Source organism: Sulfurimonas marina (assembly GCF_014905095.1).
Classification (GTDB): Bacteria; Campylobacterota; Campylobacteria; order Campylobacterales; family Sulfurimonadaceae; genus Sulfurimonas; species Sulfurimonas marina.
Genome location: NZ_CP041165.1, coordinates 2,217,726 through 2,233,604, shown reverse-complemented (window position 1 = coordinate 2,233,604; position 15,879 = coordinate 2,217,726). Strand labels below are relative to the sequence as shown.

12 protein-coding genes are annotated in these 15,879 nt (G+C 38.0%); 9 read left to right on the top strand and 3 right to left on the bottom strand.

Features of this window, described 5'->3' with window-relative positions; all coding sequences use genetic code 11:
* The first annotated feature begins 65 nt into the window (after window positions 1-65).
* Entirely contained in the window at window positions 66-1,697 is a 1,632-nt protein-coding gene (locus tag FJR03_RS11370) for a cation:proton antiporter domain-containing protein (protein ID WP_193113615.1), read from the top strand.
* Between the two features lie 56 nt (window positions 1,698-1,753).
* Entirely contained in the window at window positions 1,754-2,566 is an 813-nt protein-coding gene (locus FJR03_RS11365) for a flagellin N-terminal helical domain-containing protein (RefSeq protein WP_193113614.1), read from the top strand.
* Between the two features lie 6 nt (window positions 2,567-2,572).
* Here FJR03_RS11365 and pyrE read toward each other — a convergent pair whose 3' ends face one another.
* The 3 genes from pyrE to secG form a co-directional block, all read right to left on the bottom strand.
* Window positions 2,573-3,181, bottom strand: coding sequence for an orotate phosphoribosyltransferase (pyrE, locus tag FJR03_RS11360; RefSeq protein WP_193113613.1), 609 nt, complete (start codon window positions 3,179-3,181; stop codon window positions 2,573-2,575).
* 115 nt (window positions 3,182-3,296) lie between these two features.
* On the bottom strand, window positions 3,297-3,854 hold the full coding sequence (gene frr / locus FJR03_RS11355) for a ribosome recycling factor (protein ID WP_193113612.1): 558 nt from the start codon (window positions 3,852-3,854) through the stop codon (window positions 3,297-3,299).
* 12 nt (window positions 3,855-3,866) lie between these two features.
* Window positions 3,867-4,181 (bottom strand): preprotein translocase subunit SecG, encoded by a 315-nt coding sequence (gene secG / locus FJR03_RS11350; protein ID WP_193113611.1) that lies wholly within the window; start codon window positions 4,179-4,181, stop codon window positions 3,867-3,869.
* Window positions 4,182-4,358: 177 nt separating this feature from the next.
* Here secG and glgP point away from each other — a divergent pair, with 177 nt between their 5' ends.
* The 7 genes from glgP to FJR03_RS11315 are packed head-to-tail and all read left to right on the top strand — an operon-like array spanning window position 4,359 to window position 15,801.
* Window positions 4,359-6,023 carry an alpha-glucan family phosphorylase gene (glgP, locus tag FJR03_RS11345; RefSeq protein WP_193113610.1) on the top strand — a complete coding sequence of 555 codons (1,665 nt, stop codon included), beginning with the start codon at window positions 4,359-4,361 and terminating at the stop codon, window positions 6,021-6,023.
* Window positions 6,024-8,528: a sugar phosphate nucleotidyltransferase gene (locus tag FJR03_RS11340; RefSeq protein ID WP_193113609.1), complete on the top strand. Its 2,505-nt coding sequence runs from the start codon at window positions 6,024-6,026 to the stop codon at window positions 8,526-8,528.
* Window positions 8,529-8,537: 9 nt separating this feature from the next.
* Window positions 8,538-10,559 carry a glycoside hydrolase family 57 protein gene (locus FJR03_RS11335; RefSeq protein WP_193113608.1) on the top strand — a complete coding sequence of 674 codons (2,022 nt, stop codon included), beginning with the start codon at window positions 8,538-8,540 and terminating at the stop codon, window positions 10,557-10,559.
* A gap of 8 nt (window positions 10,560-10,567) precedes the next feature.
* Window positions 10,568-12,562: an alpha-amylase/4-alpha-glucanotransferase domain-containing protein gene (locus FJR03_RS11330; protein ID WP_193113607.1), complete on the top strand. Its 1,995-nt coding sequence runs from the start codon at window positions 10,568-10,570 to the stop codon at window positions 12,560-12,562.
* Entirely contained in the window at window positions 12,555-13,577 is a 1,023-nt protein-coding gene (gene galT / locus FJR03_RS11325; protein ID WP_193113606.1) for a galactose-1-phosphate uridylyltransferase, read from the top strand. The genes FJR03_RS11330 and galT overlap by 8 nt, the downstream gene beginning before the upstream one ends.
* Window positions 13,574-14,965, top strand: a complete 1,392-nt coding sequence (locus tag FJR03_RS11320; protein WP_193113605.1) for a glycogen synthase — start codon at window positions 13,574-13,576, stop codon at window positions 14,963-14,965. Before galT ends, FJR03_RS11320 begins: the two co-directional genes overlap by 4 nt.
* Complete coding sequence (locus FJR03_RS11315; protein ID WP_193113604.1) at window positions 14,962-15,801, top strand: ROK family protein; 840 nt, start codon at window positions 14,962-14,964, stop codon at window positions 15,799-15,801. The genes FJR03_RS11320 and FJR03_RS11315 overlap by 4 nt, the downstream gene beginning before the upstream one ends.
* Window positions 15,802-15,879 lie beyond the last annotated feature (78 nt).

Here is a 15,879-nt window from a genome sequence, read left to right as displayed (position 1 = left end):
CACATATTTATAAATATAAATGCGATTATATAATATAATCACTTATTAAATTATGAAAGTTTGCAATGGAAAACACACTTCTTTATATTATTATGGCTTTAGGGATATCTATTGTCGTTAATATATTTCTAAAAAAGATCGGAATATCACAGATCATAGGGTATATCATAACGGGTACGATCATCGTATACGCATTTGATTTAAGGGACGCAAGTCATTCACACGAATTGGAACTTGTTGGTGAATTTGGAATCGTATTTTTGATGTTTACGATTGGGCTAGAGATCTCTTTGGCGAAGATGAACAGCATGAGAAAAGAGATCTTCGGCAACGGTATTTTACAGGTTGGGATCACCTCGGCAGTTTTTTATGCGATAGGGCATTATCTATTTGAGCTTGATTCTGTATCATCACTGATGATCGCACTTGCATTTTCTCTCTCTTCAACCGCAGTTGTTTTGAGCTATTTAAAAAGTTCAAAAGAGATTCACAGACCTTACGGGCAAAAGGCAACGGGAATTTTGATTTTCCAAGATATTGCTGTAATCCCGATCTTAATTCTAATCGGTTTTTTAACTACTGAAGGGGATCAGAGTGTAGGGACAATTTTATGGCATACGTTTAGCAGTGCCGTAATTGTTGTGGGACTTTTATTTATTGTCGGAAAAAGAGTCGTATCATGGCTGTTGCATTTCTCGGCTTCTTCAGAACTTGACGAGCTTTTTATGGGAAGTGTACTTTTTATAGTTATCGGTGCATCGTTATTTGCTGCATTTATGGGCTTTACATATTCACTCGGTGCTTTTGTTGTGGGGATGATTATTGCTGAAACAAAGTATCACCATAAAGTTGAAGCTGATATTGCACCTTTTAAAGATCTTTTGCTTGGGACTTTCTTTATCACGGTTGGGATGAAGATCGACATCGAATTCTTCTTTGGACATGTGGGTACGATTGTTTTATTGTTTGCACTTGTTTTTATTTTGAAGAGTATCATCACTTTTGTTGTCGTAAAACTCTCTTCAAGCAGCTCTAAATCATTAAAAACCGCTCTTTCACTCTCACAAGTAGGTGAATTCTCTTTTGTAATTTTTGCACTTGCTACAAGCGGTGGATTGCTTGATGAGCAGCTATCAATGTTCTTGGTTTTAATCGTTATCTTCTCTATGATGATTACACCGTTTTTTATCTCTAAGATCAGTCCATTTGTAAACAGATTTATCAGGGAAAAAGTTGTACAAACAGATTTCTCTACAATTGCAGGAAAAGAGAATCATGTTATTGTTTGTGGATATGGTGTAGTGGGTAAGTTTGTTGCCGAAGAGCTTGAGAAAATCGGAGCAAGCTTTATTGTTATTGATAACTCTAACAAAAACGTTATTAAGGCTTTAAAGCATGGCAGAGAAGCTTATTTGGGGGATGCGTCTAAAACAAGTATATTAGATGCGATTAACATAGATAAGGCGGCTGCAATCATTATTACACTTGATAATGTAGAGAAAAAATATAATATTTGTGAAGCGGTACTGGCACACTCAAAAGATGCTAATGTTATTGTAAAAGTTACATCTCTGCAAGAACAGGCTAAGTTGGCAATGTTACCGATTACATCGATTGTTGATGGAAAAGTGGAAGTAGCACGTGTATTAGTTGAGAGAATGGTAAGTTGTCAATTAAAAAGTTTAAAACACTCTTAATAGTAAAGTGTTAGAATAGTAAAAGAAGGATATTATCTTCAAAGAAAGGATCTGTTATGGGTTTTAAAATAAATACAAATGTCTCGTCCTTATATACAAATCTTTCAACACAGAACAGTCAAAAAGCCTTAGATAGAACGTTAGCTATGTTGGCATCTGGGGATGCATTGGCAAATGCTGCAAATGATGCAGCAGGATTAGCTATCTCTGATGGACTCTCTGCACAGGTATCTGGGTATGGTCAAGCTATGATGAATATCAATGATGGGATTGGATTAGTACAAACTGCGGATGGTGCTGTACAAGGATTAAATGATAATTTAAATAGAATTAGAACATTGACTCTGCAAGCATCAAATGGAACATTAAATGACAGTGATAGGGCAATTATTCAAAAAGAGATAGATGGCGTTTTAAAATCTATGGATAGTATTGTTCAGGGAACATCATTCAATGGAAAAAATCTTTTAGACGGTTCAGAATCACTTACTTTACAGATAGGTGCTAATAGTGGTGAAACACAAAGGTTAAATATTCCAGATATGAGTACTGCAAATTTAGTTGGAAGCATCGATGTTACAACAGTTACAGGAAGATCGAATGCACTTGATAGCATTGATAGTGCTATGGAGCAGATCAATTCTACTCAGGCTACAATTGGAGCTTCTCAAAATCAACTTGAATCAACGTTTAGAAATATATCACAGTCACAGATTAATATAGCATCAGCAGAATCGCAGATAAGAGATGTTGATTTTGCGAAAGAGAGTATGAATTTTTCACAACAAAATATTATGACCCAAGCGGGTTCATTTGCTCAAGCGCAAGCGAATACATCACTTGCTAGTGTTATGCGCTTGCTCAAATAAAGAGGTTTAGTTGCCTCTTGAACCTGGTTTGATAGCTTCAGAACCATCTTTACATAATGGACAATCTTCAGGTGAATACATCTCAAAAGTAAAATCAGCTAATGCGAAAAATGGGATATCTTGTGGAAGTTTACAGTTTGGTTTTGTTTCAACATCACTGTTTTCTCTATGACAAAAACCACGGTTAGCTAGTGCTGCTACACCTACGATCTCACCGCCAAGCTCTTTTACAACAGCTGCAGCTTCCATAGCAGAACCACCAGTTGTGATGATATCTTCACACATAAGTACCTTTTCACCTTTACTTACTTCAAAACCGCGACGTATAGACATCTCACCGTTTACACGCTCAGCAAAGATATATCTTACATCCAAAGCCTGTGCTAAAGCATAACCGGCAATAAGACCGCCAAGAGCAGGTGCACACACAGTATCTATCTCTAAACCGCTTGCTTTGATTTGTTTTGCCAATTCAGTTGCTAAAAGTGTTGCAGTTTTAGGATCTTCTAAAACTTTTGCAGATTGTAAGTAGTATTGGGAATGATTTCCAGAACTAAGTTTGAAGTGCCCCTCTAAAAGAGCGTTTGCATCCATGTAGATTTTTTTGATATCCATTGATTGTTCCTTGAGTGTTAGTAAGGTTTTTATAAGAGCACCAAGGGTGCGAGGGCTCTCTACTGAAGAGAACCAAGCGTTAGCGTAGTAAAAGGAGTTATTTCCTTTTACGTGATTAAACTTTTAGTATTTCTGCTTCTTTATCTTTTAAAATATTGTCGATCTCTGCAATATATTTGTCTGTTAGTTTTTGAATATTGTCTTGAGCAGATTTAGAATCATCTTGTGTGATCTCTTTATCTTTTTCAAGTTTTTTTACTTTATCGTTAGCATCACGTCTGTCGTTTCTTACTGAAACTTTCGCTTTTTCACCCATACCTTTCATCTGTTTAACAGTCTCTTGTCTTTGATCAACTGTCATTGGAGGGAAGAAAAGTTTAATTTGGTCACCGTCATTGTTTGGGTTTACACCGATATTTGCAGCAGCAATTGCAGTTTCAATATCACCTAAAAGGTTTTTCTCCCAAGGGTTAACTACGATAGTAGTTGCATCAGTTGCGATCACTGAACCAACTTGATCAAGTGGAGTCGGAGTACCGTAATAGTCCACTTTTACATTATCTAAAACAGCAGTGTTTACTTTACCTGTTCTTAGTGTTTTAAACTCTTTTAGCATATGCTCTATGCTAGCTTTCATTTTTTGTTCACAAGTGTCAAAAATTTCGTTTACCATTATGTACCCTCCTTATTTTGTAGTGTTTGTTTCAACTTTTACTGCCGGTGCAGTTACCGCAGTGTTTTCAACTATCTCATCAACTACTGAAGACTCTGAAGCTTTTGAATACATGTAACCCAAAGCGATCGTGTTTACAACAAATAAAAAACCGATAAGAAAAGTTGTTTTTGCCAAGAAACTGTTTGGACCTTTTGCACCAAAAACAGACTCGTTTGAACCGCTATATGCACCAAGACCTATGCTTGAGCTTTTTTGTAATAAAACTGCAATAGTTAAGATAATCACTAAAACAATTTGTACGATAAGTAAAAGACTGGTTGTCATATCATATTTTCCTAAATAAAAAGTGGTGAATTATATCTAAAAAAAGCTGTATTATCAAATAACTCTTTTTTTACAGTTTATAAAAAACTAAGATTAGATACTATAAACTCATATAACACAATAAAAAACACTTTTTGTATTGTTATATAAACTTTTACAAAAGATAAAGGGCTTTGCATGAAACTGCATTCCTACGATATAAACAAGAACTATAAAACAAGTGTTGCTTACTTCTCTATGGAGTTCGCTGTTGACCAGGCTTTAAAAATCTATTCTGGAGGTCTCGGCTTTTTAGCCGGCTCTCATATGCGAAGTGCATATGACCTCAAACAAAATATCGTAGGGATAGGAATATTATGGAGTTTCGGCTACTACGATCAGGGAAGAAATGAAGACAGGACATTGAAACCCAATTATTTAAGAAAGTTCTACTACTTTTTAGAAGAGCTTGAACAAAAAGTTACTGTCCGAATAGAAAACAGTGATGTTGTTATAAAAGCCTTTTTACTCCATCCCGAAGTTTTCGGAACCGCACCTATCCTTTTACTCTCCACTGACATTGACGAAAACGATTACCTCTCAAGAACTATTACCCATAAACTTTACGACTCCAATGAACGAACACGTATAGCACAGGAGATTGTTCTAGGAATCGGGGGACTTAAGGTTCTTGAAGCTATGAACAGAAAGGTGGATGTCTACCATATGAACGAAGGGCACTCCCTTCCGCTTGTCTATGAGTTACATTCACGTTTAAAAGATACACAAAAAGTAAAAGAGCATGTAGTCTTTACAACCCATACTCCAGAAGCAGCAGGAAATGAAACACACAGGGTTGATTTTTTAGAAGAGATGGGGTTTTTCAGTTCACTGACAAAAGAGGAGGTAGCTTCACTTTGCAGTTGCCATAAAGAGAAACTTAACCTCACAGTAGAAGCTTTGAGAAATTCTAAACGTTCCAATGCCGTTTCAAAAATCCATAAAAAAGTTGCACAACATATGTGGAAAGAGGTTCCAGACAGCTGTGAAATTATCTCAATTACCAATGCCCAAAATAAAAAATACTGGACCGATAAGACGCTTATACGTGCCCTTGATGAGCATGAAGATTATGAACTCCAAGCGCGAAAAAAACACCTGAAAAAAATTCTTTTTGACGAAGTTGCCAACCAGTCAGGAAAGATGTTTGATCCCGATATATTTACGATTGTATGGGCAAGACGTTTTGCAGAATATAAAAGACCGGGGCTTTTAAAGTATGACCTTAGAAGATTTGAAAAGCTGCTTGCAAATACGCAAATGCCGGTTCAAATTATATGGGCGGGCAAACCTTACCCGACAGATAGCGGAGCTGTGAGTCTTTTTAATGATCTTATTTATATGAGTCACAGATATAAAAATATCGCCGTATTGATAGGGTATGAGCTCAGTCTTTCAAGACTCCTGAAACAGGGCAGTGATCTTTGGCTGAATACTCCGCGTATTACAAGAGAGGCAAGCGGTACAAGTGGAATGAGTGCCAGTATGAACGGCTCTATCCATTTTTCGATCGATGATGGATGGCATCCGGAATTTGCAAGGGATCGAAGAAATGCTTTTACTATCCCGCCAGTTGACCACCTTTTAGGTCACGATGAACAAGACAGGATAGATAACAAAAATATGATGGATATTTTAGAGCAAAAGATTCTCCCTACATACTATGAAAATCCAAAAAAATGGACAAAAATTATGAAAAATGCGATGACTGAAATCGATTTGGAATTTGATTCTACCAGAATGGCCAAAGAGTATTATGAATTGCTCTATGAATATAAAATAGAAGAGGGAGGGAAGGACTAGATGAAAGCTGTTGTGATGGCCGGAGGGTTTGGTACAAGGATTCAACCTTTGACAAACTCCAAACCAAAACCGATGCTGCCAATAATGAATAAACCGATGATGGAGCATACGATGATGATGCTCAAAGAGATCGGCATAACAGAATTTATCGTACTGCTCTATTTTAAACCTGAGATTATAAAAGACTACTTTAAAGACGGAAGTGACTTTGGGATCAAGATCACCTATGTACTTCCTGATGATGATTACGGAACGGCGGGAGCTGTTAAACTTGCTCAAGAGCATATAGGTGATGAAAACTTTATTGTAATCAGCGGCGATCTTGTTACAGATTTTGATTTTAAAAACCTTTTTGCTTTCCATAAAGAGAAAAACTCAAAACTCTCCATAGGCTTAACCTCTGTAGATAACCCTTTGCAATTTGGAGTGGTGATTGTCAATGAAGAGGGTGTAATTGAAAAGTTTTTGGAAAAACCGAGCTGGGGTGAGGTGTTTAGTGATACTATCAATACTGGAATCTATGTGATTGAACCGGAGATTTTGGAGTATATACCGAAAAACGAGAACTTCGATTTTGGAAAGGATCTATTTCCGTTATTGATGCAGCAAAAGGTTGATCTTATGGGATGTAACCTAAGTGGCTACTGGAGAGATGTTGGAAATCCGGAGAGTTATCGCGAAGTGTATGAAGATATTTTGGCTCACCATGTCGATTTTCTGCTTGACGGACACAAACAGCTATTTCCAGACGGTGTGTTGTATTCGGAAAAACCGTATAGTTTGGATCCATCCATCGAGATTACTGGGACGGTTGTTTTAGGTAAAAAAGTGACTCTTAACAACGGTGTCAAGCTCTATAACAGCGTAATATCAGATAATGTTGTGATCGATGCGGATTCTAAAATCAGGAACAGTGTGATCTGGGAAAATGTTTTTATAGGTAAAAAAACAAAACTCGATAACGCAGTAATTTGTAACAACAATACTATCGGCAAAAATGTCAGTGTAAAAGCGGGACTTATTTTGGCCGAGGGGTGTGAGATTGGAGAGTTAAGCTCTTTTGAACGTGATATTACGGTCTGGCCGGATAAAAAGATCGAGGCAGCTTCTATAGTGAGCCACAATATAGTGTTAGGAAGCAGATACAAAAACTCGATTTTTGAAAATGGAAGCGTAATCGGTACAAGTAACGTAGAGCTCTCTTGTGAGATGGCGACAAAACTTGCCGAAGCGTTTGCTTCGCAATTACCTGTGGGTTCAACGGTACTTGTGGGACGGGATGATGATAAAAATTCACGTATGCTTAAACGCGCTTTTTTAGGAGGATTGCTCTCAGCCGGTGTACATGTACATGATTTAAAAAGCATACCGCAGCCACTGCTGCGCTATACCTTGGCAAATAGTTCAAAATATGTAGGGGGTGCTCAGTTTAAACGCTGTATTAATGATCCTCGTAATTCCGAGATCACACTTTTTGACGAGCATGCTGTACGTATAAATACTTCAGCGGCAAAGGTGATAGAAAAGGCATTTTTTATCGAGAAGTTCAGACGCGTTGAACATGCGAGTATCGGTGAGATATTTGAGAGTAATTATTGTGAAGAGTGTTTAGATTATAAGAACAGTATTGAGAAGTGTTTAGATCAGGTGGGTATCCGACAAAGTAATCTGAGAATAGCCGTTGACCTTATGCATGGAAATTCCGCAAAAGTTTTTCCTACAATTTTAAATGAATTGGGAATAGAAAATATAGTTCTCAACTCCTACTATGATGAGCAAAAGCTTTCAAATTTCGTCGTAATGAAAAAACGCTCGACGGAGAATATTTCAAAAATTGTGCAAAGTTTAGGGCATGATATGGGGGTATTGATAGCTCCAAATGCTCAAATAATTACGTTAGTTACTGATCTGGGTGAGGTGTTAAACAAGATCAAGTCACTTCATTGTGTATTATATCTTCTAAGTATCACTACAAAACCGGATGAGAAAAAGAAAGTATTTTTACCCACTTGGGCACCCGATGTACTGGAGTTTGACAACTTAATTATAGAGAGGGGAAAATATACCGACTTTACGGTAGAACAGTTAAAGCGATACGATTTTATAGCTACGGTTGATGGAAACTATACCTTTAGTGAGTTTAACTATACTCGTGATGCTCTTTATTCAACATTAAAAATTCTTGAACTTCTTACTGTCAGCGGTTTAAAACTCTCCGAAGTAGCAAAAGAGATCGATTATTTTTATTACAAAACAACAAAAGTGGAGTGCCCTCAATCTTTAAAAGCGAAGATGATGAGAAAATTTTTAGAGAGTGCCAAAGGGAAAAAGTCTTCCCATTTAGACGGGGTGAAGATCTGGGAGAACGAGACAGACTGGATCCTTATGATTCCAAACCAATACGGAGAGTATTTAAATCTTTATATTCAGGCTAAAGATGATGTTGCCGGTGAGAATCTCTTTAAGCAGTATAAAGAAAAAATGGCGCAGTGGATCGCCCAATAGGACAGAGCAATGAAGTTGAGTTTTTTATGGCATATGCATCAGCCTGATTATACAGATGCAAGCGGTGTAATGCAGTTGCCTTGGGTATTTTTGCATGCTATAAAAGATTATTACGATATGCCTTGGATAGTAGAGGGTAAAGAGGGGCTTAAAGCAACTTTTAATATCACCCCTTCACTTATAAAACAGTTGCAGCTTTATGCAAACGATCTAAGCAAAAACGATAAGTTCTTAACTCTTTTACGAGACGACACGGCAAAACTGCAAGATGAAGAGAAGGCTTGGATCGTAAAAATATGTAAAAGCTCCAACTACGAGACAATGATTAAACCGTTTAAGCGATATAAAGAGCTTTTTGCTCAGTATGACTATAACCGTTGTGAACTGATAGAACTTGAGGTTTTGTTTATTTTGTCGTGGTGCGGGAATTATTTGCGTCAAAACAGCAGTGTTGTACAAGAGTTGTTAGAAAAAGAAAGAGACTATAACGAGTATGATAAAAAACATCTCTTAGATGAGTTACAAAATTTTATGAGAGGAATTTTTGACTATTTTAAAGAGCTGGCTGCCAAAGGTTCAATCAGCTTTTCTACAACACCGCTAAATCATCCTATCTTACCTTTACTTCTTGATATGAATAATGCTTTAGATGCCCATCCCATGACAAACATTCCAAAAAACCATATTTCTCTAGAGGAGGATGCTCGTTTACAGGTCCAAAGGGCACAAGAGATCTTTGAGGATGTTTTTGGTTTTAAACCAAGCGGTTTCTGGCCGGCTGAGGGGGCAGTAGATCAAAAAAGTGTAGCGCTTTATAACTCTCAAAGTGTAGGCTGGATCGCAACAGATGAGGCGATACTTTTTAAATCTTTAAACAAAACAGACAAAGAGCTGCTTTATTATCCTTATATATATAACGGGATGAGGATCTGTTTTAGGGATCACTATCTAAGTGATCTTATCGGTTTTACCTATCGTCATAAAAATGCCGAGAGCGCGGCCGTAGATTTTATTAAAGAGTTGCAAAAAATAGAGTCTAAAAACAGCGATCCGCTTGTCTGTGTTATTTTAGACGGGGAAAATGCTTGGGAGTTTTATAAAGCAAACGGATACGAATTCTTTCAAAGCCTCTATACAAAACTGCAATCTCTTTCATGGTGCCAAACCCTGACGATGGATGAGGTGTGTCAGCTTCCTGCGAAAAAACTTGAACATTTAGCTCCCGGAAGTTGGATACATGGCGAGTTTAATACCTGGGTAGGGGGTAGTGAAAAAACAAGAGGCTGGGAGCTTCTTTTTATGACAAAGCAGGATTATGAGCACCATAAAGAGCAGCTTGAGCCCAAGAAACAAGAGTTGATAACACAGCACTTTTTAGCAGCGGAGTGTTCAGATTGGTTTTGGTGGTACGGTGATGATCATTTTAGTGAGTTTGAAGAGGAGTTTGATGAACTATTTAGAAATCATTTGATTACTATTTATAACCTTTTAGAGATAGCACCCCCTGCAGATCTGTATATACCGATTACACAGCATAAAAGTACACAAAACTTTTGGTTACATCCAAAATCTGATATCTCCCCGATGATCAACGGCAAACGTGATTCATTCTTTGAATGGATAGGTTGCGGGGTAGTGGATGAAACAAAAGTGTTCTCTACAATGGATATGGCAAGGGGTCCGATAAATAAGATCTTTTACGGACAAGATAAAAAGAAACTTTACTTTTCTTTTGAAGCGGATATGGAAAGCTTATGTGAAAACGATAGTTTAGAAATTATTCTTGAACCGGGCAATATTCACGGAAAAATCACACTGCCCAACGAGACGATTGTTATTGATGAGGTGGAGATTTTCAGCGTGTGTGATGAGCTTTTAGAGATGAGTATTACAAAAGAGAATCTGGATTCAAACGAGATCCTAATCCGTTTTGAGATTGAAAAAGATGGAAAAGTGGTGCAGATATTACCGAGTTTTGGGGAGTTGAAAATTAATCTTTACGATGATTATTCCCACGAGTGGTTTGTATAGGTAAAAAGATGGAAAAAGTTACTTTACTTTTTGGCGTACATATGCACCAACCGGTAGATAATTTCAGCGAGTGTATAGCAGAGGCTGTAGCGAAAAGTTATAAACCTTTTTTTGACGTGATGATGCGTTATCCGGAGTTTAAATTCTCTTTGCATTGCAGCGGATGGCTCCTTAACGAGATTAGGAAAAAATACCCTGAACTTTTTAACGTGATGAAACTACTTACACAAAAAGGTTCCATCGAGTGGTTGACAGCGGGATACTATGAACCGGTACTCAGTGCTATTCCCTCAAACGATCGCATAGCACAAGTGAAAAAGTTAAACAGGTTTTTAAAAAAACATTTTGGAGTTCGTCCAAAAGGGCTTTGGCTCACTGAGCGAGTATGGGAGAGTACTTTGATTCCAGACCTTGTACAATGTGGAATTGAGTATGTAGTAGTGGATGACTACCACTTTTTAAGCAGCGGATTTCCGGCTAAGAAGCTTGACGGGTATTATACAACCGAAGAGGGTGGAGCTAAGTGTGCACTGTTTCCTATCTCCAAGCCGCTTCGCTACGATCTTCCTTTTTCTAACGTTGAAAAAGCGATAGAGAGTGTACTCGGATATAGAAACAGAGATGGTTCAGCTGCTGTTTTTTTCGATGATGCAGAGAAGTTTGGACTGTGGCCTAACACTTTTGAATGGGTGTACGAGCAGGGTTGGCTTGAGAAGTTTGTACGTTTAGTATTGGACGAACAGTTAATTGTAACGCAACACTATAAAGAGTATATGCAAGAGCATCACTCTTTGGGGATTGCTTATCTTAATAACACCTCTTACTTTGAGATGGGTGAGTGGAGTTTAAATAATGAGGATGCAAAAGAGTTGCATGCCCTGCAAAAGTATCTTGGTCAAGAGTATATGGAGAAAAAAGGGATAGCATTTGTAAAAGGGGGGATATGGAAAAACTTTTTTGTGAAATATCCCGAGAGCAATTATTTGCACAAACGGATGTTATGGCTTAGCAAACAAAGTGAGAGTTTCTCCAAGGTACAAAAAGAGGCTCTGTATAAACTTCAAACAAACGATGTCTTTTGGCATGGTGTATTCGGCGGGATCTACTTGCCGAACTTACGAGATAATGCCTACAGATATCTTTTAGAGATTGAAAGAGGATTTGAGCGTAAAGAGAAGGAGTTTTTAGATATCGATCAAGATGGATATGAAGAACTCAAAGTAAGAACAGATGAACTCTCTTTGGTATTCTCCTTAAAAGAGGGGGGAACCCTTATGGAGTTTGGCTCTTTTGAAACACTTTTTAACTGGCAAAACACTCTGATGAGAAAAGAGGAGAGTTACCATTTTCAGCCCGAACTTTTAGAAGAGACAAAAGAGCTTGAGTCGATCCACGATGGGATGGTTATGGATGAGCTGCTTAAAAAAGAGCTTGTGTTTGACTCTATCCCTAGGTACTCTTTTATCGATTGTTTTTCAAAAAAACCTTTCGTATTAGAGCATTTGAGAGAGGGCTCTCAAGAGATTAAAAGAGTGCAAAGTGCTGCTGAATGTAAGTTACAAAAGGGTAATATATTGTTTTTTACACAAGGGAGTGTTTTTGAGCATGCAAATGTGCAGATAGAAAAGAGATACAGAGTCAAAGATAAAGCACTTCATCTCGATCTGCAGCTCTTTAGTGAGTTAGAAGATCGGCTCTATTATGCTTTAGAGTTTAACCTTCATTTCGCTCATCTCTCGACACTTACACTTAACGGGGAAAAAATAGCTGAAGGGTTCAGTCAAAAAAATTGCAGGGAGATAGCATTGTATGATGATTTTACAAACAAATCAGTGCGTTTACAAAGTCAGCAGGAGTGTGATGTGCATGCATATATAGCAAGCAGTATTGCAAAAAGCGAAAGCGGATACGATAAAACACCCCAGCAACTAACACTTTTTTGTAGCTTCTCTATGGAACAAAAACTAGATTTACATATAAGCTTGGAGATATGCGATGTCTGAGATAAGACACGATAGAATTGCTAATCAGTATGTGATCATAGCTCCTGAAAGGCTTCGAAGACCAAATAGTGTAACAGCTTCAAAATCTCTTGAAACTCCACAAAGTAATTGCCCTTTTTGTGAAGGTAACGAGCATCTTACTCCCGCAGAGATCTTTGCATTGCGTAAAAACGAGCCAAATATGTCAGGTTGGAAGACTCGTGTTGTACCAAATCTCTATAAAGCGGTACAGATAGAAGCGAGTGAGAGCTCAAAGCGTGACGGAATGTTTGAGTCAGTTCCGGGACTTGGAGCCCATGAGATTGTTATAGATAATCCTTGCCACTCTTGTAATATGGAAGACCTAGATGAGAACGATGTGCAAAACTGGATAAAAACAATAGTAACGAGAATGGAAGACCTTCAAAAAGATAAGCGCTTGGTTTATATAAGTGTATTTAAAAATGTAGGCAAAGATGCGGGTGCTACGCAGCAGCATCCACATACTCAAATTATTGCTTTGCCGGTGATGCCAAAAGATGCGATCTATTTTTTGAGCAGAAATATGCTTTATTATCAAAGACACGGCAGAGGGATAGTTGAAGATATTTTGCATAATGAGATCTTGTTTAAAAAACGACTTATTACACAGACACAAAATTTTGTTGCTTTTTGTCCTTTTGCAAGCAGTTATCCTTTTGAGGTGATGATCTCTCCCGTGAACAATATCATCTCACTGCATAAAGCCACTAAAAAAGAGTTGGAGGAGCTGGGAGTTTTAGTAAAATCGATATTTGCAAAACTCTCAAAACAGCTGGGTTCTTTTGATTATAATTTGGCCTTTATGCAGGCACCTCTCAATCAAAACTTTGAAAACGAAAGCTATATGGCACTTTTAGAACAAAATTTCCGTTTTACTTTGCGAATAATTCCTAGGATCTATAATATAGGAGGCTTTGAGCTCTCAAGCGGTATGGCTATTAACTGTATGGAGCCAGAAGAGTGTGCAAGGCTACTGCGAGGGGAGGAGCTATGAGGGTATTATTTGCTGCGAGTGAGATGCTACCTTATGTGAAAACGGGGGGACTTGCAGATGTTGCAGATGCACTTCCAAGAGCACTGAAAAAATATACAGATATCTCTGTCGTGCTCCCTTTGTATGGTTTTTTAGAGCTGCAGAACCTAGAAAAAGTTGAGGATTTTGAACTTGAACTGGGCGGAATTTCGTATAGTATTGAAGTCTATTTTACTCTGCAAGAGGGGTTGGGTGTTTATTTTATAAAAGCGCCCCTTTTAAGTACTACGCAGCACCTTTATGGTTATAACGATATTGATTATGCAAACAACGATCTGCGTTTTGGGATCTTTAGTGCAAGCATTGTAGAGTTGGCTGTAAGACTAAAGATTGATCTTCTTCATCTCAATGACTGGCATACTGCTTTAGCAGCTCTTTTCATAGAGCAAAGATCATTAGCGATAAAAACCGTTTTTACTATCCATAATCTTGCTTATCAGGGAATATTTTCACAAGAGTCGTGTGAACGCCTTGGGATAGAGCCTAGTTACTTTAATATGGATGCTTTAGAATTTTATGGACAGCTCAACTCTATGAAAGGGGGGATCGCATACTCCGATGCCGTGACAACGGTCAGCCCCAGTTATGCACAAGAGATCCTCACCGGCGAATTTGGCTGTGGCTTGGATGGATTTTTAAGCTACCATAGTGATAAGTTAAGCGGTATATTAAACGGAATCAATACGGAAGTTTTTGACCCTGCAAGCGATCCTCATCTTCAAGAGTGTTACGACAGCACTACATTAGAGAACAAGTATAAAAACAAAGTTGCATTTTTAAAAACAACCAAACTTAAAGATCCGAGAAAAACTCTGTTTGTAGTACTCTCAAGATTAGTGGAGCAAAAAGGGATCGAACTTTTGATAAAAGTGCTTCCTGAGATGTTGGAAAAAAAGATCAATGTTTTTGTTCTCGGAGAGGGGAAAGAGCTTTATACTAACAAACTTAATGCTCTGTCTTCTAAGCACGCAAACCTTGAATTTCAAAACGTTTACGATGAGGTACTTTCCCATAAAGCATACGCTGCGGCAGATTTTTTTGTAATGCCCTCTTTGTTTGAGCCTTGCGGTTTAGCACAGATGATAGCTATGCGATACGGAGCTATCCCCATTGTCCATGCAACAGGTGGCTTAAAAGACAGTGTCCATGAAAAGAAAAATGGATGTGGCAGAGGAATTGTGTTTGAAAAGTTTACGAAAAAAGAGTTTTCCAAGGCGATAGAGCGGGCTTTTAAACTTAAAAAAGATACAGAGGCTTTTAGGGAGTCGGTGGTTTTTAATATGGAGTGCGATTTCTCTTTTGAGAGAGGCGCAAAGAGCTATATGAAGCTGTATGAGAGTTTGTTTTGAAGCTGTGTATAGATGCCGGAGGGACATATTTCCGTTACGCTCTTTATAATGGGGAGCAAGAGCTAGACACAGGGAGTGAAAAGTGCAACGGTATTGGTTTTATATCTTGGATCGAAAAGCTGCTGCAAAGATATAAAGTTGTAAAAACAATAGCCGTAGGGTATGCAGGACAGGTAAAAGATGGAATAATTCTTGGCGCTCCAAATATAGAAGTGACAGAGCCAAATATTAAAAACTATTTTCAAAGCAGATACGATGTGGAGTTTTTGATACAAAACGATCTCTCCTGTGCCGTTTTGGCAGAAGCAAAATATTTCCAGACAGAGGAGATCTGTGCACTCTATGTAGGGAGCGGTCTTGGACTGGGGGTTATTACTAACGGAAGTTTATTAGAGGGGTATAACGCGTTAGCTGGAGAGATTGGACATATCCCTTATAAAAAAGCCCCCTTTTTCTGCGGTTGCGGTAAAGACAACTGTATAGAGCTTTTTGCTTCGGGATCGGGGCTTAAAAAGTTTAAACGTTATTTGCAAATTGATGAAGCCCTTACACTTCAAGAACTTAGAGATTCTACACTTACAGAGCACAATGAGCTTTATAAAGAGTTTGAAGAGGCTCTTTTAGATGCAGTTGGAGTGGTGATAACTCTTTTTAATCCTGAAGTTTTAGTTTTAGGGGGAGGGATCGTTGCAGACGATGAAACTATTTTTGAAACGGTTTTAGCACGCTATAGAGAGTTTAGTATGCTACAAAGTACACAAGGGCTTCGTATTGTTAAAACAAAACTACAAAACGCAGTGCTGCAAGGTGCATCGCTTTTAAAGGAGTTAAAATGACTCCTTCTTGCCATAAGGCAGAGCTTTAGTGACTGAATATAATCTGGACTTTGTTCGGATTATATGAGATTTATTAGT

Coding starts and splice junctions, on each gene's coding strand:
- FJR03_RS11370 (WP_193113615.1), top strand. CDS start 66: ATGGAAAACACACTTCTTTATATTATTATGGCTTTAGGGATATCTATT.
- FJR03_RS11365 (WP_193113614.1), top strand. CDS start 1,754: ATGGGTTTTAAAATAAATACAAATGTCTCGTCCTTATATACAAATCTT.
- pyrE (WP_193113613.1), bottom strand. CDS start 3,181: ATGGATATCAAAAAAATCTACATGGATGCAAACGCTCTTTTAGAGGGG.
- frr (WP_193113612.1), bottom strand. CDS start 3,854: ATGGTAAACGAAATTTTTGACACTTGTGAACAAAAAATGAAAGCTAGC.
- secG (WP_193113611.1), bottom strand. CDS start 4,181: ATGACAACCAGTCTTTTACTTATCGTACAAATTGTTTTAGTGATTATC.
- glgP (WP_193113610.1), top strand. CDS start 4,359: ATGAAACTGCATTCCTACGATATAAACAAGAACTATAAAACAAGTGTT.
- FJR03_RS11340 (WP_193113609.1), top strand. CDS start 6,024: ATGAAAGCTGTTGTGATGGCCGGAGGGTTTGGTACAAGGATTCAACCT.
- FJR03_RS11335 (WP_193113608.1), top strand. CDS start 8,538: ATGAAGTTGAGTTTTTTATGGCATATGCATCAGCCTGATTATACAGAT.
- FJR03_RS11330 (WP_193113607.1), top strand. CDS start 10,568: ATGGAAAAAGTTACTTTACTTTTTGGCGTACATATGCACCAACCGGTA.
- galT (WP_193113606.1), top strand. CDS start 12,555: ATGTCTGAGATAAGACACGATAGAATTGCTAATCAGTATGTGATCATA.
- FJR03_RS11320 (WP_193113605.1), top strand. CDS start 13,574: ATGAGGGTATTATTTGCTGCGAGTGAGATGCTACCTTATGTGAAAACG.